Source organism: Cognatiluteimonas profundi (genome assembly GCF_009792795.1).
GTDB classification, from domain to species: Bacteria; Pseudomonadota; Gammaproteobacteria; order Xanthomonadales; family Xanthomonadaceae; genus Cognatiluteimonas; species Cognatiluteimonas profundi.
In genome coordinates, this window is record NZ_VKHQ01000009.1 from 377 (window position 1) to 25,311 (window position 24,935).

The following is a 24,935-nucleotide window of genomic DNA, read 5'->3' on the forward strand; positions in this document are numbered from 1 at the left end:
GCAGGGCGGATGAGGGCGCTCCTGATCCATCGACCAACCCCTCTCCCGCAAGCGGGCGAGGGGCTGGTCCGTCGCCACCATGGTTTGCCTCCCACTCACGGGAGAAGGTGCCGAAGGCGGATGAGGGCAACGCCAGCAGCAACCACCCAATCGCTGCGTTGCATTCTTCCCTCGCTCAAACGCATCCCGCGCGCTGAATGGCCGGCGCGCAATTTCCTGCATCCTCAACACCGCTGCCGGCGATTCTTTCGCATGGATTTCCCAGCCGCGATGTCAGGATCACCCTGCGCGTGGATTCCAGCTTTGAGCGATCCGCGCGGACCAACCACACCGATGCCGATGAGCTCGGTGCATTCCGGACGGGAGGATCTTCATGAATAGCGTAATGAGACTGGCCACGGCCTTCGCGGCGGGCGCTGCCGTCATGTACTACCTGGACCCGCAGACGGGTCGCCGCCGCCGCGCCATGGCGCACGACAAGAGCGTCGCCGCCGGTCATGACGTCAAGGACTTCGCACGCAACAAGGGCAAGCAGGTGGTCGACCACGCGCGCGGCGCCGCAGCGAGGACGCGCGCACAGCTTGCCAATGAATTCGTGGACGACGATGTGCTGCGCGACCGCGTACGGTCCAGGCTGGGCCACCTGGTCGACCACCCAATCGAGGTGGAAGTCATGGACGGACGCGTGGTCCTGAGCGCCAACATGTCGACCACACGACTCGACGAACTCAGCGATGTCGTCTCCGCCATGCCAGGCGTCGTGCGCGTCGAGAGCCGCCAGACGCCGCCACCGTCACCCGAAAAGACCACGGCCAGTCGGATGGCATCCGATCGGAAGGCCTGATGTCGCTTCGGCATGCAGGATGGCATTTCGAGTTTGATTGGAGTCGACGATGAGCAAGCACCAGGGCAGCTGCCACTGCGGCCGGATCGCGTTCGAACTGGACGGCGACGTCACCGAGGCGATCGACTGCAACTGTTCGATGTGCCGTCGTCGCGGCGGATTGCTGGCGTTCTTCCCGCGCGAGGCGCTGACCTTGACGACGCCGGAAAGCGATTACGCCACCTACCGTTTCAACACCAACCGCCTGGATCACCATTTCTGCCCGACCTGCGGCATTGCGCCCTTCAGCGAAGGCGCCGACCCCAGGACCGGTGCCAGGACGGCAGCGGTCAACGTGCGCTGCCTGCCGGACGTCGACCTGGCTTCGCTGACGATCAAGCAGGTCGACGGCGCCAGCTTCTGATCGCCTCGCGCGTCCCGCGGCGCGGCAATCGGTGATCCCAGTCCCCTGTAGGAGCGGCTTCAGCCGCGACCGCCCGCAAGGCAATTTTGTAGGAGCGACGGAAGTCGCGACGCTCTTCGTAGGAGCGGCGTAAGCCGCGACCGGAAGCCCCGAATCCCTGCAGCAGCGGGGCCCCTGTGGGAGCGACGTCAGTCGCGATCGCCTCCCCAAATCCCCTGTGGGAGCGACGTAAGTCGCGATAGCTACCCCACACCCAATCCGCCCAATGCACCAAAAAGGCCCAACGCTCAGGTTCAAACGCTCATGCATGCCCCTTCCCACCTCATGCATGACCCAACCGACCCGCATCGCTGACGCTTTTTTCGCCATCGATGACACTTCCAACGTCATCGTTGACCCCGCCAGCCCCAACGCACACCCACGCCGCCTCACGCGACACCCCGCCCACCTCACCATTGCACCGCAAAGGTGCAACGTACCCGCTGCAACCCCCAGCGCCCACGCTTCCAGCTGCATCGCCCAAACAAAAAGCCGCATCGCTGCGGCTTCCTGCCCTCCACATCACCCGGTCGAACGACAACCGGGCGATCCCCATGGTCGTTCTCAAGCCCGCGCCGCAGCCTCCACCGTCCGCGCCGCCTTGGCGAAACGCGTGCCCAGATCCCGGCGCAGCCCTTCCAGCCCCTGGTTCTTCCCCGCGACCTTCAGCAGCGCATAGCCCTGCAGGGCCACGCTCATCGCATCGCTGCCCAGCGCGATCTCCGTGTCCTCCGCGCGCTCGGACAGGCGCAACAGCCGTTGCACCAGCGGCCGCAAGCGGTCGAGCGCGGCGAGGTCGGACTGCGCCTCGGCCACGTTGACGCTCGGCGGCACCACCTGCGGGTTCTGCTTCAGCACACTGATCGTCTGCCGGCAGAACGTCTCCGACTTGTCGCCCATCCGCAACAGCTTGCGACGCTTGCCGGCGTCCAGCGCGATCAACGACGACAACTGCATTTCCAGGTCGGTCAGGGCACTGTCCGCTGCCGACAGCTGCGCGTCGGACAGGGTGATCGATACGAGGTTCTGGCTCACTGCAATCTCCTTTGCATTCCTTGTGATGGCCGGCGCATCCAACCCGAAGGCCTGCGATCCAGCCGATGATGCCCCGCCGTGTTCCCGTGGCGTCCTGCCCGCAGGCCGACAACGTCGGCGGTGGGGCGGGGCGGAGTGTGGCAAGCCGAAGGAGTCGCCGGTATCGGGGAATTCCTACAAGGCACCTCGCCGTGCACGTCTCAAGGCGCGCGGCGGCGCGGCCAGCTTCATGGGCCAACGACGCTTATGGCGGCGCGGAGCGGCTTACAGCCGCGAGCATTCGGCATCGGGGAAGCGGCCCTCTGTGGGAGCGACGTCAGTCGCGATAGAACATCCGCAATCCCGCGGGAACGATTCCAGCCGGAATCCTCGCGGCACCAACCGCGTTGGAAGCCGCCCTTCGTAGGAGCGGCGTAAGCCGCGACCGGAAGCTCCAAAACCCTGCGGGAGCGGCTTCAGCCGCGAGCTCTATGCCCACACCAATCTCGCCCCGCGCGACCCCAGCAGGCATGATGTAAAGGTTCGGAACTCGCCAGGGGGCCAGATGACGGTACTCGCCGACCGCGTTGCTCGCTCAATCGACGACGCACTCATATCCGACGCCGCCAGCGCAGGGAGTTTTCCCCGGTGAGCAATGGAATCAACGCCTTCTTTCGAGACTCCCTCGGCGCCTCACTGGCTAATAACCGCTGGTCTTGGGGAGGTGTCGACGACGAGCGGCGGCGGGTTTTTCTGCGAGTTTGGCGCGATGAACTGCGAAGGGTCGGGGATGGCGACGCAATCCAAGTCCTACGCAAGGCGCAGACCAAGGGGCGGCAGGGCTGGAACGAACGGCGAAAGCATATCGAATTGATGCGTTCGGGTTACCAAGCGTTCGGCGTGATTTGTGATCGAGATGATCCAGATGCAGGCGTTATCAGAGCCTTTGAAGCTAAGTCACTAGTGCGCCTTGCCGATGTTTTCGAGACGGATGATTTCGTATTCGCGAGGGTCATCGGACATGTTGCAGTAATCGATCTTCCTGGCAAGTCGCCCGGGCAGGCCGACCTCGCGGCAGATTTGCTGGAAGTCATCCAGGCGCCCATTGGGGAAACGACGCGTGCGGCACTCGTCGCCGCGCGTCTGGGCCAAGGTCGATATCGGCGCGAATTGTTGAAACGCTGGAACGACGCCTGCGCCGTGACTGGCTGTACCGTGCAGGCGGCCTTGCGGGCATCGCACTGCAAGCCGTGGCGTGAATCAAATAATGAGGAGCGCCTGGATCCGAACAATGGCTTGCCACTCGTCGCCACACTCGACGCGCTGTTTGATGCCGGGCTGATCGCCTTCGATGGGCACGGTGAAATGCACGTTTCCGCGACTCTGGCCGTGGCGGACCGTGGCATGCTCGGCTTGCCGATGGCGTTGCGGCAGCGTCCAAAGCCCGCACAAGCCGCCTATCTAGCGCACCACTACGAGCGGGTGTTTGTTTCTTAGCTCAATTGCCTTACGAATCAGGAACGCAATGAACCAAACGTCACTCTCATCTTTCATCTGGTCCGTCGCCGATCTCCTGCGTGGCGACTACAAACAATCCGAATATGGCCGGGTCATCCTGCCGTTCACCGTGCTGCGCAGGTTGGATTGCGTACTGGCGCCCACCAAGGCTGCCGTGCTGAAAGAAAAGGCAGCGCGCGAGAAGGCCGGCGTTGACCCACATCAGTTCCTGCTGCGCAAAGCAGGACAATCGTTCTACAACACATCAGAGATGGACCTGCGCGCACTGCTCGGCGATCAGGACCACATTCGTCAGAACTTGTATGCCTACATCCAGGGCTTCTCGCCGGACGCACGCGACATCTTCGAGCGCTTCGACTTCCATACCCAGGTCGAACGACTGGCCAAGGCCAGCCTGCTGTATCTCGTCACTGAGAAGTTCGCCAACATCGACCTGCACCCGGATCGCGTGGACAACGCCCGGATGGGGCATGTGTTCGAGGAGCTGATACGCAAGTTCGCCGAACTCTCCAACGAGACCGCCGGTGAGCACTTCACCCCGCGCGAAGTCATCCGTCTGATGGTCAACCTGATCTTCATTGAAGATGACAGGGAACTCACGCCCGGCAATGCCGTGGTCCGCACGATCTACGACCCCACGGCAGGCACCGGCGGAATGCTGTCGGTGGCGGCCGAATACCTGCTGGAGCACAACCCCGATGCACGCCTGAGCCTGTTCGGGCAGGAGCTCAACGACGAGTCCTACGCCATCTGCAAGGCCGACATGCTGATCCGCGGGCAACCGGTGGAGAACATGGTCGCCGGCAACACCCTTAGCGAGGATGGCTTCCCGCACAGGAAGTTCGATTACATGCTCTCGAATCCGCCGTTCGGCGTGGAATGGAAGAAGGTCGAGAAGCTCGTGCGCAAGGAGCACGAGGACAAGGGCTTCGACGGCCGCTTCGGCCCCGGGCTACCACGCGTGTCCGATGGTTCGATGTTGTTCCTGCTGCACCTGCTGTCGAAGATGGCGCCCCTTGTGGACGGTAAGGGCGGCAGTCGCTTCGGCATCGTGCTCAACGGATCGCCGCTGTTTACCGGAGGCGCGGGGAGCGGAGAGAGCGAGATCAGGCGCTACCTGCTGGAGAACGACCTGGTGGAGGCGATCATCGGTCTGCCCACGGACATGTTCTACAACACTGGTATCGCCACCTACGTGTGGATCGTGTCCAACAAGAAGCCGGCCGCGCGCAAGGGCTACGTGCAGCTGATCGACGCCGGCAGCTTCTGGCAGAAGATGCGCAAGAGCCTTGGGAGCAAGCGCAAGGAGATGTCCGACGCGCACATTGCCGACGTGACACGGCTGTTCGGCGACTTCGCGCAAGCCGACCTCGTCACCATGCTCGACGCCAACGGCAAGGAGACCGCTCGCCGCGTGCTGCGTGACGGCGAAGCTGACCCCAAGGTACCGGCAGGCGGAAAGCTCAAGCGCACGCCGCTATCGCGCCGCTTCCGCAACGAGGCATTCGGCTATACCACCATCACCGTCGAGCGCCCGCTGCGCGATGCGGCGGGCAGGGTAGTGGTGGGCGCGAAGGGCAAGGTGAAAGGCAAGCCGCAGCCGGATAGCAGCCTGCGCGATAGCGAGAACGTACCGCTGGGGGAAGACATCGGCGTGTACTTCAAGCGCGAAGTGCTGCCGCATGTTCCTGATGCGTGGATCGACGACAGCAAGAGCAAGATTGGCTATGAGATTCCGTTCAATCGGCACTTCTACGTGTTCGAGCCGCCACGTGCGCTGGAGGAGATCGATGCCGAGTTGAAGGAAACGTCTGCTCACATCATGCGGTTGCTGGAGGAACTGGCGGAATGAATTTCCCGTACTCGAAATATCGCGCCTGCGAAAACAAGTGGATCGGGGGAATTCCGGCCCATTGGGACGTGGCCAGTCTGAAGTGGGTCAGTAAGCGATATTCGGGAGGAACTCCCGACAAGACGAGACACGACTACTGGGAGGATGGAACTATCCCTTGGTTGAACTCTGGCGCAGTCAACGATCAGCGGATCGTTGCACCTTCGGCGTATATAACAGAAGAAGCCTTCCAGAACAGCAGCGCAAAGTGGATTTCGCCCGGGGCTTTGGTGATGGCGTTGGCGGGACAAGGTAAGACAAAAGGGATGGTTGCGCGGGTGATGTTTGAAACTACCTGCAATCAATCCATGGCGGCAATTGTCCCTGATCAGAAGTGCGACGCTCGATTCTTGTTTTGGTGGCTTACAAGCAACTATCAAAACATCAGAAATATGGCAGGCGGCGATTTACGAGATGGCCTGAATCTGGAGCTATTGGGCTCTATCCCCTGCCCGTTGCCTACCACCGATGAACAGGCAGCAATAGCGACGTTCCTCGGCCGCGAAACCGCCAAGATCGATGCGCTAATTGCCGAGCAGGAAAAGCTACTCGTGCTGCTGGCCGAAAAGCGTCAGGCCACCATCTCCCACGCCGTCACTCGTGGTCTCGATCCTGAAGCCACGATGAAAGATTCCGGTATTAAGTGGTTGGGCAAAGTGCCAGCGCATTGGCGAGTCACGCGACTGAAATATGCCGTAGAGCTTATGGTCGATTGCCCGCACGAAACGCCCGTCTATGATTCTGACGGAGCATACAAGGTGATCCGAACCGCTGATGTTAGCGAGGGAGTGCTAGACGTCCGTTCGATTTATTCGGTGAATGAGTCCGAATACCGGAACCGCATCCGTCGACAAGAGTTGGTTGTAGGAGACATCGTTTATGGTCGCGAAGGTGAGCGGTGGGGCTTCGCTGCAATGATTCCTCTTAGTGAGACCTTTTGCCTCGGACAACGAATGATGCAGTTCCGTGCGTCGTCTTTAATGTGTCCGGCCTACCTGATGTGGCAACTCAATTCGCTGTCCACGTATCGGCAGGGGCAGATGGACACAGTGGGAGCAACTTCTCCCCACGTAAACGTAGGAACTATCCAAAACTACGCCCTAGCCGAACCCCCTATTGGGGAACAGAGAGCTATATCGGCCCATATCGAAGCGGAAGCAGCCAAGTCGGACGCACTTCGGTTGGAAGTCGGCGAGGTGATTAACTTGCTTAAAGAACGCCGCGGCGCCCTGATCGCCGCCGCCGTCACCGGCAAGATCGACGTGCGTGGTGCTGCGTCGGAGCGGCAGGCCGCATGACCGCCAAGAGCACCGCCATCGTCGGTTTCCTCGCCAGCCTGCTGCCGCTCTACAACGGCGAGCAACTCAACGGCGTCTGGTGCGCCCGCTCCATGCAGGACGGCACCCTGATCCTGCCCGTGGACGAGTCCGGCTGGGACGAGGAGCTCGGAACAGTTCTAGTCCGCTGGCAGGGCGACGTCCAGCGCGAGCAGCAGGTGGACGGCACGTTCGTCTCCACGCTTGCGCTGGTCCGCTATGTAGAAATGCACCATCTCGGCCAACCGCCCAAGCACCTGGCTTCCGAACTCGAACAGATGGCCCAGCATTTTCAATTCAAGACGGGCTGCTCGCTCTACCTGCCTTACGAGAAGCCATCGCCCGATCTGACGGACGCCGTCAGCAAGGCGGTTGGCCGGATGGGCGAGTCGGCTGTTGTCAATATCCTGATGAAGGCGGTAGGACTCACATGAAAGCCATCGACGGCAAAGCCCGCACCATCAGCGAGATCCTCAAGGGCAAGCGCTACGGCATCGACTTCTACCAGCGTGAGTACCGTTGGCAGAAAAAGCAGGTCAAGGAATTGATCGACGATCTCACCGACCAGTTTCTCCAATCGCATCGCCCGGGCAACCCGCGCAGTGCGGTGGCGAATTACGGTAACTACTTCCTCGGGTCGATCATCCTCAGTGAGCGAGACGGCAAGCAGTTCATCGTTGATGGCCAGCAGCGGCTGACTACGATCACCCTGCTGCTGCTCCTGCTGCACCGCAAGCAGGGTGGCCGTCCGGACCGGGTTCATCTGGAAGAGCTGATCTACTCCGAGAAGTTCGGTGAGCGGGCCTTCAACATCGCTGTGGAGGACCGCCGCGCCATCATGTCCGCGCTGTTCGCTGGCGAAGTGCCGGATACCAGCGAGGCCTCCGAGTCGGTTCAGACCATCGTTGCGCGTTACCAGGACCTGGACGAGCTGCTGGAAGATCAGGACGAGGATATCGACGAAGCCACGCTGCCGTATTTCTGCGACTGGCTCACCGAGAAGGTGCACCTGATCGAGATCAGCGCCGCCTCGGACGAGGACGCCTACACGATCTTCGAGACCATGAACGACCGCGGCCTGTCGCTGACGCCGCTGGACATGCTCAAGGGCTACCTGCTGGCCAACATCACCGACATCGGTCAGCGCAACGAGGCCGCACGTTTGTGGCGCGAACGCATCGAGGCGTTGCGCAAGCTGGGCAAGGATGAGGACACCGATGCGGTCAAGGCGTGGCTGCGCGCGCGTTACGCCAACAGCGTGCGCGAACGTCGTACCGGCTCTGAGAACAAGGACTTCGAGCGCATCGGCACCGAGTTCCACCGTTGGTTGGGCGAGCATGCCGCAAAGATTAGCTTGAGGAACGGCGAGGACTTCTTCCGCTTCATCAATGACGACATGGTGTTCTACACGCGCCAGTACGAGCGCATCCGTCGGGCTTCGCTCAAACCGGTGGAAGGGCTGGAGCCGGTCTATCACGTCGCCTGCTTCAACTTCACTCTGCAGTACCCGTTGCTGCTGGCGCCGCTGCTGATCACCGACACGCCCGAGGTCATTAACCGCAAGATCCGCGCGGTTGCGGTGTTCCTCGACATCCTGCTGGCACGCCGTGCGGTCAACTATCTGAGCATGACCTACGGCGCGATGTCGTACGCCGCTTTCCTGATCATGCGGGATATCCGCGGGCTAGCACTTCCAGAGCTGGTCGACACCTTGAGCAAGCGCCTTGCCGAGCAGGGCTGCGACTTCGACGGCACGCAGGATGGCCGTCGCAACGGATTCACCGGCTTCGGTCTCAACCAGTGGTCCAAGCGCTACATCAAAGTTTTCCTGGCGCGCATGACAGCGCACTTGGAAACGGCGTCTGGCATCGACAGCAGTGCTGCGAAGTACCTGGTCGAGGGACGCGGTCGCTACGAGATCGAGCACATCTGGGCTGATCACTTCGCCCGTCACAGGGATGAGTTTCCCTCGCAGGCTGACTTCTCCGATTACCGCAACCGCTTCGGCGACCTGTTGCTGCTGCCCAAGAGCTTCAACGCCAGCTATGGCGACCTGACCTACGTGCAGAAGCGCAAGCACTACGTCAGCCAGAACCTGCTGGCATGGTCGTTGCACGAGCAGTGCTACGAGCGCAATCCAGGCTTCCTTGCCTACATCCAAAAGGAAGACCTGCCGTTTGGGCCGCTGGAGGTGTTCCGCAAGGCGGACGTGGATGCGCGCCATGCGCTGTACCGACAGCTCGCGGATCGGGTGTGGAGTCCGCAGCAATTGGCAGCCGAGGCGGTGCAATGAATAACCTGCACCGGGAGCGCCATTTCGAGCGCGAGATCTGCGAGCACCTCGCGGCCCACGGTTGGCTATATGCCGAAGGCGACGCCGCCGGCTACGACCGCCAGCATGCGGTCTACCTGCCGGACCTGCTAGCGTGGATCGAGACGACGCAGCCAGACAGTTGGCAGCGGCTGGCCAAGACGCACGGTCCGCAGCTGGGCGAGAGACTGGCCGAGCGCATCCGCAAGAATCTCGACGAGCGCGGCACGCTGGACGTACTGCGTCGTGGCGTGGAGATGCTTGGCCTGAAGGAACCACTGTCGCTGGTGCAATTCAAGCCGGCGCTGGCGATGAATCCATTGATCCAGCAGCACTACGCTGCCAACCGCCTGCGCGTGGTGCGTCAGGTCAAGCACTCGCTTAACAACCCCCAGGACTGCCTCGACCTTGTGCTGTTCGTCAACGGCATCGCTGTGGCGACAGCAGAACTGAAATCCGATTTCACCCAGGGCGTGGGCGATGCGGTCGATCAATACCGCTTTGACCGCCATCCGCAACCCAAAGGCGGCTTGGCCGAGCCGCTGCTCGGGTTCCCGGGTGGCGCGCTGGTGCACTTCGCGGTCAGCCAGGCCGAAGTGATGATGACCACGCGCCTGTTGGGCGCATCAACGCACTTCCTTCCGTTCAATCGCGGTAACAAAGGGGCAGCGGGCAACGAGCCAAACCCCAACGGCTTTGCCACCAGCTATCTGTGGGAAGAAGTGTGGGAACGTGAGAGCTGGCTGGAGATTCTCGGCCGCTACCTGATCGGCAAGCGCGACGACAAGAAGCAGCTCAAGAGCGTTATCTTCCCGCGCTATCACCAACTCGACGCCACCCGGAAGCTGGTGGCCGACGTGCAGGCGCAGGGAGCGGGGCAGCGTTATTTGATCCAGCATTCGGCGGGATCTGGCAAGACCAATTCCATCGCCTGGACCGCGCACTTCCTGGCCGACCTGCACGACGGCGCGCATCAGAAGCTCTTCGACAGCGTACTGGTGGTGTCCGACCGAAATGTGCTGGATGCGCAGCTGCAGGAGGCGATCTTTGATTTCGAGCGCACCACCGGCGTGGTTGCCACCATCACCAGCGAGCACGGCAGCAAGAGCGCGCAGCTGAGCCAGGCGTTGAAGGACGGCAAGAAAATCATCGTCTGCACGATCCAGACCTTTCCCTTCGCATTGCAGGCCGTGCAGGAACTTGCAGCAACCGAGGGCAAGCGCTTTGCGGTGATCGCCGACGAGGCGCATAGCTCGCAGACCGGCGAAGCCGCAGCCAAGCTCAAGCAGCTGCTCAGCGCGCAGGAGTTGGCGGAACTGCAGGACGGCGGCGAGATCGATACCGAAACAATCATGGCCGCCAATATGGAAGGGCGGGCGGGCGGTAAGGGCCTGACCTATGTGGCATTCACCGCTACCCCCAAGAGCAAGACGCTCGAGCTGTTCGGCCGCCCCGGCCCGGATGGATTGCCGCAGGCATTCCATGTGTATTCGATGCGGCAGGCAATCGAGGAGGGATTCATCCTCGACGTGCTGAAGAACTACACACCGTACGACCTTGCGTTCCGGCTGGCGCACGACGGGCAGGAGATCGACCACAAGCAGGTCGAGCGCAGCGCGGCGATGAAGGGAATCATGCAGTGGGTGCGCCTGCACCCGTACAACATCGCTTCCAAGGTGCAGATCGTTGTCGAGCACTACCGCGAGAACGTTCAGCCGCTGCTGGAGGGCAAGGCCAAGGCGATGGTGGTAGTGGGGTCGCGTCGCGAAGCGGTGCGCTGGCAGAAGGCGATCCGCGGTTACATCGAGCGGCAGGGTTATCCGCTGGGCGTGCTGGTGGCGTTCTCGGGTGAGATCAACGACCCCGAGAGTTTCCCGGAATCCGTCACTGAAACCAGCAAGCTGCTCAATCCGGGCTTGAAGGGACAGGACATCCGCGAGGCCTTCGCCAAGCCTGAGTACCACCTGCTGTTGGTCGCTAATAAGTTCCAGACCGGCTTTGACCAGCCGCTGCTCTGCGGCATGTACGTGGACAAGATGCTGGGCGGCATCCAGGCCGTCCAGACACTCTCACGCCTCAATCGCGCGCATCCGGGCAAGGACACGACCTACATCCTCGACTTCGTCAATGACGCAGCCGAGGTCCTCAAGGCATTCAAGACCTACTACGAGACCGCAGAGCTTGAGGCCACGACCGATCCGCACCTGGTCTATGACCTACGCGCCAAGCTGGACGCCTGCGGCCACTACGACACCTTCGAAGTTGAGCGCGTTGCCAAGGTGGAGACTGATCCCGCCGGCACGCAGGCCCAACTCAGCGCCGCGATCGCTCCAGTCGCCGATCGCCTGCTCAAGCGCTATAAGGCTGCGCAGCAGGCGAAAACGGCTGCCCAAGCCGATGGTGACGACAAGGCAGAGCAGGCTGCCAAGGACACGCTGGAGGCGCTGGTGCTGTTCAAGAACGACATGGGTGCTTATGTCCGCCTCTATGCGTTCCTGTCGCAGATGTTCGATTACGGCAACACTGACATCGAGAAACGTTTCATTTTCTTCAAACGCCTGAGCCCGCTGCTGGAGTTTGGCCGCGAGCGCGATGAGGTTGATCTGTCCAAGGTTGTGCTGACGCACCACACCCTGCGCAGCAGCGGGAAGCAACTGCTCAATCTCAATGCCGATGGCAGCTACAAGCTGCAGCCGCTGGAGGCCGTCGGTAGTGGTCACCTGCAGGAAAAACAGCAGGCTTACCTGGCCGAGATCATCGAGAAGGTCAATGGATTGTTCGAGGGTCAGCTCAGCGACGACGACCAGCTCGTTTACGTCAATGGCGTGCTCAAGGGAAAGCTGCTGGAAAACCAGACCCTAGTGCAGCAGGCAGCCAGCAACAGCAAAGAGCAGTTTGCCAATTCCCCTGATCTAAAGGATGCGTTGCTGCACGCGATCATGGATGCGCTGGACGCGCACAACACGATGAGCAGCCAGGCATTGGGGTCGGAACGCGTGCGCGATGGGCTGCGGGACATTCTTCTTGGGCCAGCGCAATTGTATGAAGCGTTGCGGTTGCAGGGGCGACGAGATGCATCCTCATTGCAGGTGCCCAGCCTTCCATGAAGACATCGCTCACCGAAGCATTTGCCAAATTCGGCGCGACGTTGCGGAATCCGCAATGGTCCGTAAGCGCCTGGGCACCAGACGGATCGCTCGTCGTCAGTCTTTGGGCGCATCACACGCGGCGGAACGCGCCGCCCGGCACCATGGAATTCGAGGATCGACTCGATCGGTGGAGCGGACCTGGGAACGGCGAGTTACGCAGGAACGTTCTGCTCGCGCATCAGCAGCAGTCGCCTGTCAGGCTGGTGCTGGTCCGAACCGTTGAGACTGGCCGGGTGCAGGCTGGGGAAGATGCAAGCAAGATCCCCAAGACCTTCGCGGCACGGGAAGACCTGATAGGCAAGGTCATACGTGCTGACGATGTCGGCTTTGTGATTCAGTTTTGCGAGATTGGTGCTTCCCAATGTCAATGAACGACGAGAGCGAAAGGTTCGGGCGAGGGATCGATTTTGCAATCGATCTGATCATGTTGCCGTTTCGTGTGATGTTCTGGTTTTTGGCAGTGACCTTGCGGACTATTTTCAGGCTCAAGTCATGAACAGGCTGGGTTTCCTTGTTTTCGTTCTCGGATTTGTTGTCGGCAGCTGGGCGATTTCGTTGGTGGGCTTCCTCATCTATGAATTTTCTCGCCCGATCGCATTGCTGGCGTTCTTCAGTTCAGGTAGGCGTGGCGGATAGATGGGGCTTGGGTGAGTGGCTTCGGCCGACTCCCACGAGAGCAGGGGCTCGCGGCTGAAGCCGCTCCCACAAGTCCCTGCTGAAGATCGCGACTCACGTCGCTCGCACAGGGGTCGGTCCAGCGTCAGCGCGAGACATCCAGAACGACGTGCCATGACAAAGCCGATCACCCTCACGATCGATGGCGGACAAACCGTCTCCGCCCTATTGCTGACACCCCCCAACCCCCACGCCTGCTACATCCTCGCCCACGGTGCAGGCACCGGCATGACGCATCCCTTCATGACCGCCGTCGCCACCGGCTTGGCTTCGCGTGGCATCGCTACGCTGCGTTACCAGTTCCCCTACATGGAGCGCGGTTCGCGTCGACCCGATACGCCACGCGTCGCGCACGCCACCGTGCGTGCGGCCGTTGAGGAAGCTGGGCGTCGGTTGCCCGGGTTGCCGCTGCTGGCCGGTGGCAAATCCTTCGGCGGTCGCATGACGTCGCAGGCGCAGGCGGAATCGCCGTTGCCGGGCGTGCAGGGCCTGGTGTTCTTTGGGTTTCCTTTGCATGCGGCTGGCAAGCCGTCGGACGAGCGTGCTGCGCATCTGTCGGATGTGGGGGTGCCGATGTTGTTTTTGCAGGGGATGCGGGACGCGCTGGCGGATACGGGGTTGCTGAAGTCAGTGGTGAAGCGGCTTGGGAAGCTGGCGACGCTGCATTTGGTTCCGGATGCGGATCACTCGTTCCATGTGCCTGCACGGTCCGGGCGCACGGATGCGGAGGTGATGGGGGAGATGCTGGATGTTGTGGCGCGGTGGGGTGGTCGTTTCGTCGGTTGGGGAAAGAGCTCGCGGCTGTAAGCCGCTCCTACGAAGGGCTCGGAGTTCGTTCGTTGGTGTGGTTGTTATCGCGACTGACGTCGCTCCCACAAAGACCTGGTTGGTGGCGGGAGATGCCGGTGCTACAGGATGGGCGAAGAGCTCGCGGCTATAAGCCGCTCCTACGAAGGGTTGGGGGATTGTCGCTGGGTTGCTGTCGCGACTTCCGTCGCTGCGCGCCGCCTCAGCGCTTGGCAGCCATGAATGTTCGGCGCGCCGTCGCGCGCGCTGAATCGGTTGCTGTGGTGATGCGAGTCTTACGGTCGCGGCTTACGCCGCTCCTACGAAGATCCAGGGCTCGCGGCTGACGCCGCTTCTACGGGCGACGCGGGTGGCGTCCCTACTTCCGTCGCTCCCACAAGGGCCGAGTGATTCGGCATTGCGCAGAGCTCGCGGCTGAAGCCGCTCCCACAGGGGTGGTCAATCCGCAATGAGCGAATGTGGTCGCGGCTGAAGGCGCTCCGCGCCGCCTCGGCAATTGGTAACCCTGAACGTTCGCCGCGCCGCCGCGCGCCTTGGGAGTCGTTGCAGAAGGGCCGGTACTAGACAAGCATCCGCTTGTCGTGCAGGCGCCCGTAGAGAGGACGGCAGGTTTCCGCGACATCAGCGGCTTCGCCGGACAGTTGCACGTCACGCGCGACCGGCGCCTCGAACCCCGTTGACTCCCACACATGCGCATACCAGTGCGGGGCCCAGATGCCGTCGCTGTCGCGCGGGCCCTTGGGCCAATGCAGCATGCGGTCGGTGAAGTCGATGCCGAGCCAGTCGCACAGCGCGCGCAGGTGGCCTTCGGGATTGCGCAGGAAATCCCCGGCGTCGATGATCGGCGGGGGCACGCCGGCCGCGCTGAGTTCGTCGTATAGGGCGACCTGCTGCGGCAGGCCGATGTCATCGGCGGTGACGGTGGCGCGCGACTTGATGTAGGACGCGACGACGTCGCGCGGGTCGCGGATCAGCAGCACGTTGCGCAGTTGCGCGATCCAGCCGTGGTCGATGTGCGGCAGCAGGTGGTGGGTCATGTGTTTCTGGTACCAGACCGGCGCGCCACCGGGGGCGGGGCCGAGCAGGGTGGCGACGACGCGCTGCCAGTCGGTCTCCCCGGTGGCGATGACCTCATCGCGCCCGGGATGGTCCAGGCCGGTGTGCGCCAGGTAGTGCGCGTACAGCGGTTCGTCGCTGACCGCGCAGTCGCCGCGGTTCTCCCAGGCCCGCATCATCGCGGTGGAAATGTTGCGCGGGCCGGACCACATGGCGATGCGCAGGGTCATCGTGGTGACACCGTCGCGCGGGCAGTGACGTCGCGCGCGACCAGGGCCTGGTACAGCGCCTGCAGGCGTTCGACCATCGGGCCGCGTGCCGTGCCACGCTCGCCGATCCTGCGTCCGTCGATCGTGTGCACCGGCACCACGCCGGCGAAGGTGCCGGTGACGAAGGCTTCATCGCTTCCGTAGACGTCGGTGAGGCTGAAGGACTTCTCGAACACGGGGATGCCGTTGTCGCGGCACAGCGCGATGACATTGGCGCGGGTGATGCCGCCCAGGCAGTACTGGCCGGTCGAGGTCCACACCTCGCCCTTGCGCACGATGAAGAAGTGCGTGGAGTTGCAGGTGGCGACGAAGCCGTGCGGGTCCAGCATCAGCGCTTCGTCCGCGCCGGCGGTGGTGGCCTGGATGCAGGCGGTGATGCAGTTGAGCTTGCTGTGCGAGTTGAGCTTGGGATCCTGCACGTCGGGCGCGCCACGGCGCACGTGCACGGTGAACAGCGTGAGGCCGCGTTCGGCGGTCTCGGGCGATGCGGTCTTGTATTCGGGGATGATGACGATGGTGGCCGGGCCGACGACGACGCGCGGATCCTGGTAGGGCGTGCGCTTGACGCCGCGCGTGACCATCAGCCGCACGTGCACGCCGTCGCCGTGCATGCCGTTGGCATCGAGCGTGTCGAGGATGGCGCGCGTCAGCTGCGCGCGGTCGAGGCCGATGTCGAGCATCAGTGCCTTCGCGCCTTCGTACAGGCGGTCGAGGTGCGCGTCGAGGAACAGCGGTTGGCCGCCGACCACGCGGAAGCCTTCCCACACGCCATCGCCGAGGACGAAGCCGCTGTCGAAGACGGACACCACGGCTTGTTCGCGCGGTTTCAGCACGCCGTTGACCGAGATCAGGATGTCGGCATTGCGCGGATCGTCGGCGGAATGCTGGGTGCCTTGCGTCATGGGGAGCTCCGGTGGCTGGGGGAGATGGTAGCCGCTGTGCCCTGCGTCGAGCCGGTGCGGTGCGTCAATTGCCCAGGATGACCGCCGCTCGCGCGGTGGCCCGCCTGCCACGGGGCGGTGCGACCGGGTGACACTGCTGTTCATCGTTGATCGGTAGCATCGAACGATCGTTTCACACAGAGGTCCACCATGTCCGATGAATCCCCAAAGACCCCGCTGGACCACATCACCGACACCCTGTCGCAGCTCAAGGAGATGCGGCACTACTCCAGGAACAACGTCGAGCTGCTGACCACCCAGTGGCTGATGTTCGACGGCGAACTGTCCGAGCTCGGCCGGGCGGACAAGATCGAAGACCTGATGGTCCGCCAGGGCGAACTGCACGATTCGCTGGAAACGGTCATCACCAACCTGGAAGAACTGCAGGTCGAGTTGCGGCCCCCGTCGGAGGAGTGACGCGTCGCGTGATGCAGTCGCGGACGTGCGTCGCGTCAGGCCAGCAGTGCGGCGCCTCGGGTTGGAACCGGATCCTCGCGGAGGGGGGGATGGTCGGCCACATGGCCGATCACCCGCATCGATCCCCGGCAGGTGCTGGCGTGACGCCCGACGCCTATTCCAGGCTGGGCCGATGAACGGTCCTGGAGACTGCCGAGGCTGGGTGGGGCGATCCGACGCGGTGGATGAACGGCGGCCTGCGATGCATTCAGCTGTGACCACCCCATCACCTCTGCGGGGCCACGGTCGAGCGATGAACAGCGGAATCAACGTCATGCACATCGGCAAGATCCTCCATATCAGCTCGCGCGGCCGCATCCAGGTGCAGATCCCCGGGCGCATCGTCCATGCGCAGATCATCAGTGGCGGCGGTCAGTGCGGCGACGATGTCGAGGGCTACATGAAGCCCGGACTGTGTACCTGGATGAACTCCCTGCATCGCCGCATGATCGTCGACGTGGAGTCACCGCAATCCCTCGAGCCGGTCGCCGCCTGACATCGACGCTGCGATCCCGTTGAGGGGATCGCATCTGGTCGACTCGCCGCCGATCGGCGAGTGACCGTATCGCCAGGGCAGTCGATCTCAGCGCGACAGCGCCTGCATCAACTCCTGCTTGCGCGCCTGCATGCGCTGGCCAAGATCCGCCAGCGTGTCCTTGTCCAGCAGTTCCCTGGCGCGCGGGAACATCTCCTTCTCTTCCTCGTCGGCGTGGTGCTCGATGAGCTCCTTCAGCACCTTGGCGCGGCCACCGAACTGGTCGGAGCTGACGTCGGTCCTGAGCAGGTCGGGCAGCACGAGGCCGCCGGCGGCGCGGTGTTCCTCCTTGGCCTCGAAGAACATTTCGGCGTCGTCACCTTTCTTTCCGGCCTGCTTGAATGCGGGATAGAAGATCTCCTCCTCGATCGTCGTGTGGACTTCGATCTCGGTGGCGATCTTCGCCAGCAGTTCGGCGCGGCCCTTCTGCGCGCGATTGGTGGTGTCGGTCAGCTCGGTCAACAGCGCCTTCACTTTCTTGTGGTCGTCCTTGAGCAGGCTGATCGCGTCCATGTCGTCTCCGTCGGGTTTTGAGGCGGGCAGGGTCGCGGAAGCGGGCGCATTGCGGCGTGAAAGCCGCGGATCGCGCGTTGATGGATGTGCAGGTCTGTCAGGATTCCGCTTACGAGCCAGCGTCGCCGACGGGCCACCACGTGACGCCGCCTGCACGCGTAGTGGTGCTGCCGTCCTCCGCGTCGGCGTCGGCGCATGCTGCCGCAACCAGATCCCCATTTCGTCGGCCGTCATCGGCCTGGCGACGTGGTGGCCCTGGATGCTGTCGCACTGCGGAAGGAAGAACGCCGCCTGCGTGGCGGATTCGACGCGCTCGGCGATCACGCGGATGCCGAGGTTGTGGCCGAGTTCGATGATGGCGGTCGCGATCGCGCGGCTGCGCGGATCCGTGGGCAGGTCGGGCAGGTAGCGCAGGTCCAGTTTGACGCTGCTGATGGGCAGCTCGAACAGGTGCTGCAGCGAGAGCCCGCCACTACCCAGGTCGTCGATCACGATCGCCACGCCGCGCTCGTGCAGGGCGAGCAACTGGCTGGCGTCGAATCCGCCCGTGAGTTGCGACTCGGGGATGTCGATCTCCAGTTGCGACGGCTCCATGTTCACTTTTGCCAGCAGGTTGGACACACGCTCGGCGAAGCGCCAGTCGGTGTATTCGACGCGGCTGAAGTTGTTGCTCAGCCGCAGCTCGGGCCATCCCCGTTGTTGCCACAGGCGCACATGGCGCAGCGCTTCGATGAAGGCCCACAGGCCCAGGCGCCGCATGCGGCCGGTTTCGGTCGCCAGCGCGATGACTTCGGTGATGGAATAGTCCCTGAAGAACGGATCGGAGCAGCGCAGCAGGGCCTCGATCGCAACGGGCTTGCCCGTGGTCGCATCGATGCGAGGCTGGTAGCGCATCGAGAACGCGCGGTGCTTGATGGCGCTGCGCAGCTGCGCGTATTCGAGGCTGCGCAGGTGGGCCCTGGCGTCCATGCCGGCGGTATAGAAGCGGTAGGCGCCGCGGCCTTCGTCCTTGGCGCGGTACAGGGCGACATCGGCCTTGGCGAACAGTTCCTTCAGCTCGCTGGCGTCCTGCGGGAACACGCTGATGCCGATGCTGACGCCGACATGGATCTCATGCTGGTCGATCAGGAACGGCCGGGACAGCGTCTCGACCAGTTTTTCCGCAACCATGCCGCCGTCTTCGGTATGCGTGGTATCGGGCATGAGCACGGCGAACTCGTCGCCACCCAGGCGCGCGATGAAATCGCTGTCTCGCACGACCGCGCGCATGCGGTGTGCCGCCTGCTGCAGCAGCGCGTCGCCGAAGGCGTGGCCGAGGTTGTCGTTGACGTGCTTGAAATGGTCCAGGTCCAGCAGCATCAGCAGCAGCGGTTGGCCGTGACGCTCGGCGGAGGCGCGCATGTGCACGAAGGTGTTGTTGAACTCGGTGCGATTGGCCAGGCCGGTCAGGCCGTCTTCCAGCGCCAGCCGCGAGGTGGCATCGCCGGAGCGCTTCTCCTCGGTCGCATCGCGCAGGATCTTCAGGTAGCCCAGTTGCGTGCCGTCGCGCGTGTGGACCGGATACAGCATGCCGTCCGCCCAGATCAGCGAGCCGTCCTTGCGCACGTGCCAGCGGAAATCGCCGGCGCAACCGCCACGCAGCGCACGCGACATTTCCTTCTGCGGGATGTCGCGCGCCAGGTCGTCCGGTGGGAACAGCACGCGCATGTTGGTGCCGACGATTTCTGCGCTGTCGTACTGGAAGATGCGCTCCGCACCGCGGTTCCACAGCGCGATGTTGCCGTCCAGGTCGGTGACGATGATCCCGTGCCGCGTCGGGCTGTCCACGATCGCCTGCAGGAATTCATTGCCATCCATGTGCGCTGGCTCCGGGCTGACCGCCTAGCCATACGCGACCGGATGCGACCCGGACGTGAAGGTGTCATTCAGCCAGCGGCACCCACAGCCATGGCCGTCGTGCCGTGCCTGTGTGTCCGCGCGCGGACGTGCCCGCAGCAGCGGGCGAACGTCAGTCGGGCATCAACGCGTATCCGCGCAACTGCAGGTTGGCGATGGTCATCATCGCGGCGACGTCGCGCCGCACGCTGGGGGTGACATCTTCGGCGGGGATCTTCATGCCGTGCAAGGCCTGGCTGCAGACGCTGACGACGACACCCGCCGCACGCAGGCGCTCGACCAGCGGCAGGTTGGGATTGCCGTTGCCCTTGCTGCCCGTGCGCGCGACGTAGGCCTTGTCGGACAGTGCGATCACTGTCGCCGGCCCACTGATCACGGCGACGATGTCGCCCGGTTTTGGCTGCACGCCATCGGCGGCGAGCAGGTTGACGAAGCGCGCCACCCTTTCGAGCGACGGATCCACCTTGTCGGGCGCATCCGCGCCGCGGGTGACGGCGAAGACCACCCGATACCGCAGCGCGTGATCGGCGTGCTCGGAGGCGCCAGTCGTCGTTGCGATGGCACCAAAGTCCCGCACGCCGACCGGCTGTGCGGCCATGGCGGTGGTCGGCAGGATCATGGCGAGCAACCAGGCGCTGGCACTACGTTTCATGGATGTCATGGCGGTCGAATCCCTGTTGGGTTGATGAGGCAGCGCGACGGGACCTGCGACTGCGACCCGGCAGCGGGTGCCGTCCAGTCACGCCAGCCGTGCGCAGGTTGGATGGGCGTGGACGCCAGCAAAGCCTAGCGCACCCCGCGGCGCTGCGTGGCGGTCACCGTGGCCCGAAGATCAGCGTCATCTCGCTGTCGGGCGGCATGCCCGAGCGACGCTGCACGAGCCCCTGCGCATCGCGGAACAGGATGCCCGGTGTGCCCTGGAAACCAAGCTGTGTCATCAGTGTTTCATTGGCGTCGAGTGCGGCACGGATGTCAGCCGGGATCGTGGCGACGGGAGCGATGCCGCCGGCCTCCCGGTTGCGTTCGTTGCGCGCAAGCGCGGCGGCCGGCGAGGCTGCGCTCAGGATGGCGGCCGCCTTGGTCGCACTGTCCGGACGAATCACGCCGACCATCACATGCCGCAGCTGGACCTTGCCCGCGTCGACCCACGGGCGCGCATTCTCCCAGAGCCGGTTGCAGTAGGGACAGTTGGGATCGGTGAAGACATACACCACGCGCGGCGCATCGGCCTTGCCATCCGCGACCCAGCGACTCTTCTCCAGTTGGGTCCAGATGCGTTTCGACATCGGCGCGGCGACCAGGCGCTGCACTGCATCGGCGCCAGCGTCGTTGCCCTTGGCGTCGAGCAGGGTGCCGACGAGGGCGTGCTGCCCGTCGGCGGTCACGTACACGGCCAGCGGTTGCTGCCCTGCGACGCCGGCGTAGCCGCGCAGGCCCGACGGTGCAGCGAACTCCCCCAATACCTCGAAACCTTTCGCCTCGATTGCCGCCAGCACCGGCGGCCGGGCGGTCGTGGTCGGCGACGGGGATGGCGCTTGTGCCGGTGGCACGGTCGCATCGGCCTGGGGGGAGCGGGGCGTCTCGCCCGCCTGGCTGCAGCCGGCAACGCCAAGCAACAACAGGCAGGCCAGCAGCGGCCCCTGGGACAGGTGGGAACGGATCATCGGTTGGCCTTTTGCGTGTGGGTCGGGAACGCTCGTCGCGAGCTGGATGTGAGTTCGTCGAGTCGCTTTGTCAGGGTGGCATCCGACAGCTCGCCCATGTGGGTGTCGACCAGGCGGCCGGCGCTGTCGAAAAACAAGGTCGTTGGCAAGGCCTGGGATCCGGCGTCGCGCATCACGGACGAGGATCCATCCAGCAGCACGTTGCGTGGTGCCAGATGAACGTTGTCGAGGTAGGCGCGCACGTCGGCAGCGGATTCGCCTTCGTTGACGAAGGCGATGTGCACGTCCGCACGTGCGGCCTGCGCGCGGACGAGCACCGGCATTTCGCGCCGGCACGGTGGGCACCAGGTTGCCCACAGATTGACCACGACTGGTTTTCCGGACAGCGCCTGCAATGTCGTCGAGGTGCCGTCGAGGGCTTGCAGTTGGCGCACCGGCAGCGGTGGCGCCGAGGCCTGCATCAACGCCAGCATGCCGGCCAGGATCGCGTAGGCGGCCACGCCCGCGCTGATCCCCCAGGCGAGCGGACGCCGCAGCGCAGGGCTGCGATACATCCGCCACGCGGCCAGTCCGGCGGCGGTGGCGATGCCGGCCCACACGGTGTAACCGCCATCTCCAAGGCGGATGATCGACCACGGTCCAGCCACGTATTGCGGCCACCACTGCAGCACGAACACCAGCCGCGCGACGATGAGGCCGGCGATGGCCATGTCGGTCAATGGCGACAACGTCGGCAGCTTCGCAGCGGTCCAGCGGCGCGCGACCCAGCGGGCGACGACAGCAGCGACGGCCAGCGACAGGAAGAGCAGTACGGCGGTGACCGGCCACGGACCGATGCTGGTCATGGCGTGCCCGCGGCGAGGTCACGCGAAGAGGGCGGCACGCAACGCAGCGCGCCAGGGTCTGTGTGATTCATCGGCACCATCCTGCGGGAGCGCGATTAACTGGGGATTAAGTCCTCCGCGCATCGTGTCCGGGCGGGATGCTGGTGCCGAGGCAGGCCGCGCGGCGGTTTGGCAACCGCCATGGCCTGGGGTAGCGTGCCCGCAGGTTGCAGGTGGAATGTCGATGCGGGTGCTGGTGGTCGAGGACGATGAACTGATCGCGCGCGGGATCGTGTCGGGCCTGCGCGCGCACGGCCTGACGGCCGACCACGTTGGTTCCGCGTCGCAGGCGGCGTCGTCGCTGCGCAGCGGGCATTGCGATGTGATGGTGCTCGACCTCGGCTTGCCCGATGCCGACGGCATGGACTTCCTCGCCCGACTGCGTGCGGGTGGGGAGACGGTGCCGGTGTTGTTGCTCACCGCGCGCGATGCCGTGGAGGATCGCATCGCAGGATTGCACGGCGGTGCCGACGACTACATGGTCAAGCCGTTCGATCTTGGCGAGCTGGTGGCGCGGCTGCACGCGCTGGTCCGACGCGCCGCGGGTCGCAGCGTGAACCGCATCGAATCCGGCGCACTGGCGCTCGACCCGGCCAGCGGCCAGGCGTGGCTGCATGGCGAGGCGGTCGAGCTGTCGCGCCGCGAAACCGAGTTGCTCGCCACGTTGATGCAGGCCGGCGGGCGTTGCCTGTCGGGCGAGCAGATCAAGGACAGCCTCTACGGTTTCGGCCAGGACGTCGGCAGCAATGCGATCAACGTCCACATCCACAACCTGCGGCAGAAGCTCGGGCCGGCGGTGATCGAGACCGTGCGCGGACTGGGCTATCGCTTTGGGCGGGCTCCCCGGTGAGCCTGCGACTGCGGCTGGTACTGACGATCGGAATCGCGCTGGCGCTGCTGTGGGGCGTCGCGGCGGCCTGGATGCTGCGCGACCTGGATCGCAATCTCCAGCGCACGCTCGACGAGCGCCTGGCGATGTCGGCACGCATGGTCTCGGGGCTGCTGGAGCAGGCGCGCGTCGGGGAAGCGAACGCATCGCCGTTTGCGATCCGCGATGTGGTGACGGTGCCGGGACGGCGCGGGATTGCCTGCCAGGTGCGCTCGCTGCGCGGTGAAGTCATGGCGACCACGCAGGGCGCGTCGCGCGCGCTGATGGCGGCGCATGCGCCCGGTTACGCCACCCGGACACTGGACGGCGCGCAATGGCGCACCTACACATTGCAGGCCAACGGCCTGAGCATCACCACCGCCGACAGCCTGAACGAGCGCGCGGGACTGGGTCGCCGGATTGCACTCGCCGCCGGGATTCCTTTCCTCATTGCCGCCGTCGGCGGATTGCTCGCCTTGTGGTTCGGGGCCGGGCGCGGACTGGCGCCGCTGGGCCGATTGCGGCAGACACTCGCGGTGCGCGCACCGGATTCCATCGATCCGCTCGACGCCGGGACGCTGCCCCTCGAACTGCGTCCGCTGGTTGACGCACTCAACCACCACCTGCAACGCGTCGCGCAGGCGGTCCTGCACGAACGCCACTTCACCAGCCATGCCGCGCACGAATTGCGCACGCCGTTGACGGCGATCGACACCCATCTGCAGGTGGCGTGCCTCACGACCGGCGAGGATGCGGAACGCGCATTGGACGACGCCCGTGAGGGAGTGCGCCGCATGCGCGCGACGCTGGACCAGCTGCTGATGCTGGCGCGCGTGGAAGGACAGGCGCGGTTCGACGCAGGCGAGCCCGTCGCCGCACGCGAGATCCTTGAGCGCGTCGTTGCCGCCAGCGGAGAGGATGCGCGCGGGCGACTGGATTGCTCGGACCGGTCGGGAGATGCGCTGTTGTCAGTGCCGGGCCCGCTCGCATTCGCGGCCGTGCGCAACCTGGTCGACAACGCGCTGCGGTATTCGCCGCCAGGCAGTCGCGTGGACCTTGCCATCGATGCCGACGACACGTCGGTGCGCTTCGCGGTGCTGGACCAGGGCGCCGGGCTCCATCCGGGCGAGCAGGCCGATGCCGTTCGCAGGTTCTGGAGGGGACGCTCGGCGACGCCCGGCGGAAGCGGCCTTGGCCTGGCAATCGTCGCGGCCATCGCGGAACGCTACGAGGGCCGGTTCACGCTGCGCGCGAATGCACCGGTCGGAACGGTTGCGGAGCTGGTCCTGCCACGTGCACCGCTGGCGTGACCCACCACCGGCCTGCATCCGCTGGATGTCGACCGGTTGATGGTGCAGCTGCACGGGCTGGTCGATGCCGGCAACACCGTGGTTGTGGTCGCGCACGAACTGCGCGTGATCGCCGATGCCGACTGGGTGATCGACATCGGCCCCAGCGCGGGCGAGGAGGGCGGCCGGATCGTGGCGACCGGCACGCCGCGCCAGGTTGCGGCGGCGAACGACAGCCGCACCGCGCCCTATCTGCGCAAGGTGCTGGCGAATGCTGGACGCAGCGCGCCTGACAGTGCGTAATCCAATCCCGACCGACCAAGGAGAACGACCATGGATCCAGCCATCACCCAGGGAATGGCGGGCGTGAGCCTGGCGATCGTGCTGTTCGGCATGCTGCTGGCGATCCTCTGGATCCTGGTGCCCTTCGCCATCTTCGGCATCAAGCCTTTGTTGCGCCGCTTGATCGGCCACATGGAAACCATCGAGAAGCAGAACGCCGACGTGCTGGTCGCGCTGCGGGATTTGCGCCACGTGCCGCCGGTCGTGGTGCGGGACGACCACCCGATGCTGTAGCGCGGGCATTGCATCGTGGCA

General features: G+C 64.3%; 22 protein-coding genes and 1 pseudogene. 16 read left to right on the forward strand and 7 right to left on the reverse strand.

From position 1 onward, the window contains the following. Window positions 1-373: 373 nt before the first annotated feature. On the forward strand, window positions 374-844 hold the full coding sequence (locus tag GST15_RS12315; RefSeq protein WP_159017616.1) for a hypothetical protein: 471 nt from the start codon (window positions 374-376) through the stop codon (window positions 842-844). Window positions 845-893: 49 nt separating this feature from the next. After that, window positions 894-1,247, forward strand: a complete 354-nt coding sequence (locus tag GST15_RS12320) for a GFA family protein (RefSeq protein WP_159017617.1) — start codon at window positions 894-896, stop codon at window positions 1,245-1,247. Between the two features lie 603 nt (window positions 1,248-1,850). On the opposite strand, the gene GST15_RS12325 is transcribed toward GST15_RS12320, so the two are convergent. Then, a complete protein-coding gene (locus GST15_RS12325; protein WP_159017618.1) occupies window positions 1,851-2,321 on the reverse strand; it encodes a hypothetical protein in 471 nt (156 codons plus the stop codon). Between the two features lie 627 nt (window positions 2,322-2,948). Between GST15_RS12325 and GST15_RS12330 the strand changes: the two genes are divergently transcribed. From GST15_RS12330 to GST15_RS12365, 8 genes are all read left to right on the forward strand, one after another. After that, complete coding sequence (locus tag GST15_RS12330) at window positions 2,949-3,797, forward strand: HNH endonuclease (RefSeq protein ID WP_159017619.1); 849 nt, start codon at window positions 2,949-2,951, stop codon at window positions 3,795-3,797. Then, a complete protein-coding gene (locus GST15_RS12335; protein WP_325064777.1) occupies window positions 3,787-5,670 on the forward strand; it encodes a type I restriction-modification system subunit M in 1,884 nt (627 codons plus the stop codon). The genes GST15_RS12330 and GST15_RS12335 overlap by 11 nt, the downstream gene beginning before the upstream one ends. Continuing rightward, window positions 5,667-7,007, forward strand: a complete 1,341-nt coding sequence (locus GST15_RS12820; protein ID WP_199268786.1) for a restriction endonuclease subunit S — start codon at window positions 5,667-5,669, stop codon at window positions 7,005-7,007. The genes GST15_RS12335 and GST15_RS12820 overlap by 4 nt, the downstream gene beginning before the upstream one ends. After that, window positions 7,004-7,459, forward strand: coding sequence for a hypothetical protein (locus tag GST15_RS12345; RefSeq protein ID WP_159017620.1), 456 nt, complete (start codon window positions 7,004-7,006; stop codon window positions 7,457-7,459). Before GST15_RS12820 ends, GST15_RS12345 begins: the two co-directional genes overlap by 4 nt. After that, complete coding sequence (locus GST15_RS12350) at window positions 7,456-9,318, forward strand: DUF262 domain-containing protein (protein WP_159017621.1); 1,863 nt, start codon at window positions 7,456-7,458, stop codon at window positions 9,316-9,318. Before GST15_RS12345 ends, GST15_RS12350 begins: the two co-directional genes overlap by 4 nt. Further along, on the forward strand, window positions 9,315-12,443 hold the full coding sequence (locus GST15_RS12355) for a type I restriction endonuclease subunit R (protein WP_159017622.1): 3,129 nt from the start codon (window positions 9,315-9,317) through the stop codon (window positions 12,441-12,443). Before GST15_RS12350 ends, GST15_RS12355 begins: the two co-directional genes overlap by 4 nt. Beyond that, window positions 12,440-12,856, forward strand: coding sequence for a hypothetical protein (locus GST15_RS12360; protein WP_159017623.1), 417 nt, complete (start codon window positions 12,440-12,442; stop codon window positions 12,854-12,856). The genes GST15_RS12355 and GST15_RS12360 overlap by 4 nt, the downstream gene beginning before the upstream one ends. 418 nt (window positions 12,857-13,274) lie before the next feature. Further along, window positions 13,275-13,967, forward strand: coding sequence for an alpha/beta hydrolase family protein (locus tag GST15_RS12365; RefSeq protein WP_159017624.1), 693 nt, complete (start codon window positions 13,275-13,277; stop codon window positions 13,965-13,967). 560 nt (window positions 13,968-14,527) lie between these two features. Here GST15_RS12365 and GST15_RS12370 read toward each other — a convergent pair. Then, entirely contained in the window at window positions 14,528-15,253 is a 726-nt protein-coding gene (locus GST15_RS12370) for a sulfotransferase-like domain-containing protein (protein ID WP_159017625.1), read from the reverse strand. Beyond that, complete coding sequence (locus tag GST15_RS12375; RefSeq protein WP_159017626.1) at window positions 15,250-16,194, reverse strand: aminotransferase class IV; 945 nt, start codon at window positions 16,192-16,194, stop codon at window positions 15,250-15,252. The genes GST15_RS12370 and GST15_RS12375 overlap by 4 nt, the downstream gene beginning before the upstream one ends. Window positions 16,195-16,383: 189 nt before the next feature. On the opposite strand from GST15_RS12375, the gene GST15_RS12380 reads away from it, so the two are divergent. Further along, window positions 16,384-16,650, forward strand: a complete 267-nt coding sequence (locus GST15_RS12380; protein WP_159017627.1) for a hypothetical protein — start codon at window positions 16,384-16,386, stop codon at window positions 16,648-16,650. 292 nt (window positions 16,651-16,942) lie between these two features. Further along, the gene (locus GST15_RS12385; protein WP_159017628.1) at window positions 16,943-17,185 is read left to right on the forward strand and encodes a hypothetical protein; all 243 of its coding nucleotides are present in this window, start codon (window positions 16,943-16,945) and stop codon (window positions 17,183-17,185) included. 87 nt (window positions 17,186-17,272) lie between these two features. Here GST15_RS12385 and GST15_RS12390 read toward each other — a convergent pair whose 3' ends face one another. From GST15_RS12390 to GST15_RS12405, 4 genes are all read right to left on the reverse strand, one after another. After that, window positions 17,273-19,594: a PA2171 family ribosome-binding persister protein gene (locus tag GST15_RS12390; RefSeq protein ID WP_159017629.1), complete on the reverse strand. Its 2,322-nt coding sequence runs from the start codon at window positions 19,592-19,594 to the stop codon at window positions 17,273-17,275. Between the two features lie 151 nt (window positions 19,595-19,745). Then, complete coding sequence (locus tag GST15_RS12395; protein ID WP_199268787.1) at window positions 19,746-20,285, reverse strand: DsrE family protein; 540 nt, start codon at window positions 20,283-20,285, stop codon at window positions 19,746-19,748. Between the two features lie 163 nt (window positions 20,286-20,448). Continuing rightward, window positions 20,449-21,297, reverse strand: a complete 849-nt coding sequence (gene dsbG, locus GST15_RS12400) for a thiol:disulfide interchange protein DsbG (protein ID WP_159017631.1) — start codon at window positions 21,295-21,297, stop codon at window positions 20,449-20,451. Continuing rightward, window positions 21,294-22,142: a TlpA disulfide reductase family protein gene (locus tag GST15_RS12405; protein ID WP_159017632.1), complete on the reverse strand. Its 849-nt coding sequence runs from the start codon at window positions 22,140-22,142 to the stop codon at window positions 21,294-21,296. The genes dsbG and GST15_RS12405 overlap by 4 nt, the downstream gene beginning before the upstream one ends. Window positions 22,143-22,359: 217 nt before the next feature. Here GST15_RS12405 and GST15_RS12410 point away from each other — a divergent pair, with 217 nt between their 5' ends. From GST15_RS12410 to GST15_RS12425, 4 genes and pseudogenes are all read left to right on the forward strand, one after another. Continuing rightward, complete coding sequence (locus GST15_RS12410) at window positions 22,360-23,031, forward strand: response regulator (protein WP_233263184.1); 672 nt, start codon at window positions 22,360-22,362, stop codon at window positions 23,029-23,031. Then, window positions 23,028-24,359: an ATP-binding protein gene (locus GST15_RS12415; protein ID WP_159017633.1), complete on the forward strand. Its 1,332-nt coding sequence runs from the start codon at window positions 23,028-23,030 to the stop codon at window positions 24,357-24,359. The genes GST15_RS12410 and GST15_RS12415 overlap by 4 nt, the downstream gene beginning before the upstream one ends. Continuing rightward, window positions 24,360-24,641 (forward strand): annotated as a pseudogene (locus GST15_RS12420) (hypothetical protein); the annotation flags it as partial. A gap of 30 nt (window positions 24,642-24,671) precedes the next feature. Beyond that, a complete protein-coding gene (locus tag GST15_RS12425; RefSeq protein ID WP_159017634.1) occupies window positions 24,672-24,914 on the forward strand; it encodes a hypothetical protein in 243 nt (80 codons plus the stop codon). The last annotated feature ends 21 nt before the right edge of the window (window positions 24,915-24,935 follow it).

Coding starts and splice junctions, on each gene's coding strand:
- GST15_RS12315 (WP_159017616.1), top strand. CDS start 374: ATGAATAGCGTAATGAGACTGGCCACGGCCTTCGCGGCGGGCGCTGCC.
- GST15_RS12320 (WP_159017617.1), top strand. CDS start 894: ATGAGCAAGCACCAGGGCAGCTGCCACTGCGGCCGGATCGCGTTCGAA.
- GST15_RS12820 (WP_199268786.1), top strand. CDS start 5,667: ATGAATTTCCCGTACTCGAAATATCGCGCCTGCGAAAACAAGTGGATC.
- GST15_RS12345 (WP_159017620.1), top strand. CDS start 7,004: ATGACCGCCAAGAGCACCGCCATCGTCGGTTTCCTCGCCAGCCTGCTG.
- GST15_RS12350 (WP_159017621.1), top strand. CDS start 7,456: ATGAAAGCCATCGACGGCAAAGCCCGCACCATCAGCGAGATCCTCAAG.
- GST15_RS12355 (WP_159017622.1), top strand. CDS start 9,315: ATGAATAACCTGCACCGGGAGCGCCATTTCGAGCGCGAGATCTGCGAG.
- GST15_RS12360 (WP_159017623.1), top strand. CDS start 12,440: ATGAAGACATCGCTCACCGAAGCATTTGCCAAATTCGGCGCGACGTTG.
- GST15_RS12365 (WP_159017624.1), top strand. CDS start 13,275: ATGACAAAGCCGATCACCCTCACGATCGATGGCGGACAAACCGTCTCC.
- GST15_RS12370 (WP_159017625.1), bottom strand. CDS start 15,253: ATGACCCTGCGCATCGCCATGTGGTCCGGCCCGCGCAACATTTCCACC.
- GST15_RS12375 (WP_159017626.1), bottom strand. CDS start 16,194: ATGACGCAAGGCACCCAGCATTCCGCCGACGATCCGCGCAATGCCGAC.
- GST15_RS12380 (WP_159017627.1), top strand. CDS start 16,384: ATGTCCGATGAATCCCCAAAGACCCCGCTGGACCACATCACCGACACC.
- GST15_RS12385 (WP_159017628.1), top strand. CDS start 16,943: ATGAACAGCGGAATCAACGTCATGCACATCGGCAAGATCCTCCATATC.
- GST15_RS12390 (WP_159017629.1), bottom strand. CDS start 19,594: ATGGATGGCAATGAATTCCTGCAGGCGATCGTGGACAGCCCGACGCGG.
- GST15_RS12395 (WP_199268787.1), bottom strand. CDS start 20,285: ATGAAACGTAGTGCCAGCGCCTGGTTGCTCGCCATGATCCTGCCGACC.
- dsbG (WP_159017631.1), bottom strand. CDS start 21,297: ATGATCCGTTCCCACCTGTCCCAGGGGCCGCTGCTGGCCTGCCTGTTG.
- GST15_RS12405 (WP_159017632.1), bottom strand. CDS start 22,142: ATGACCAGCATCGGTCCGTGGCCGGTCACCGCCGTACTGCTCTTCCTG.
- GST15_RS12410 (WP_233263184.1), top strand. CDS start 22,360: ATGTCGATGCGGGTGCTGGTGGTCGAGGACGATGAACTGATCGCGCGC.
- GST15_RS12425 (WP_159017634.1), top strand. CDS start 24,672: ATGGATCCAGCCATCACCCAGGGAATGGCGGGCGTGAGCCTGGCGATC.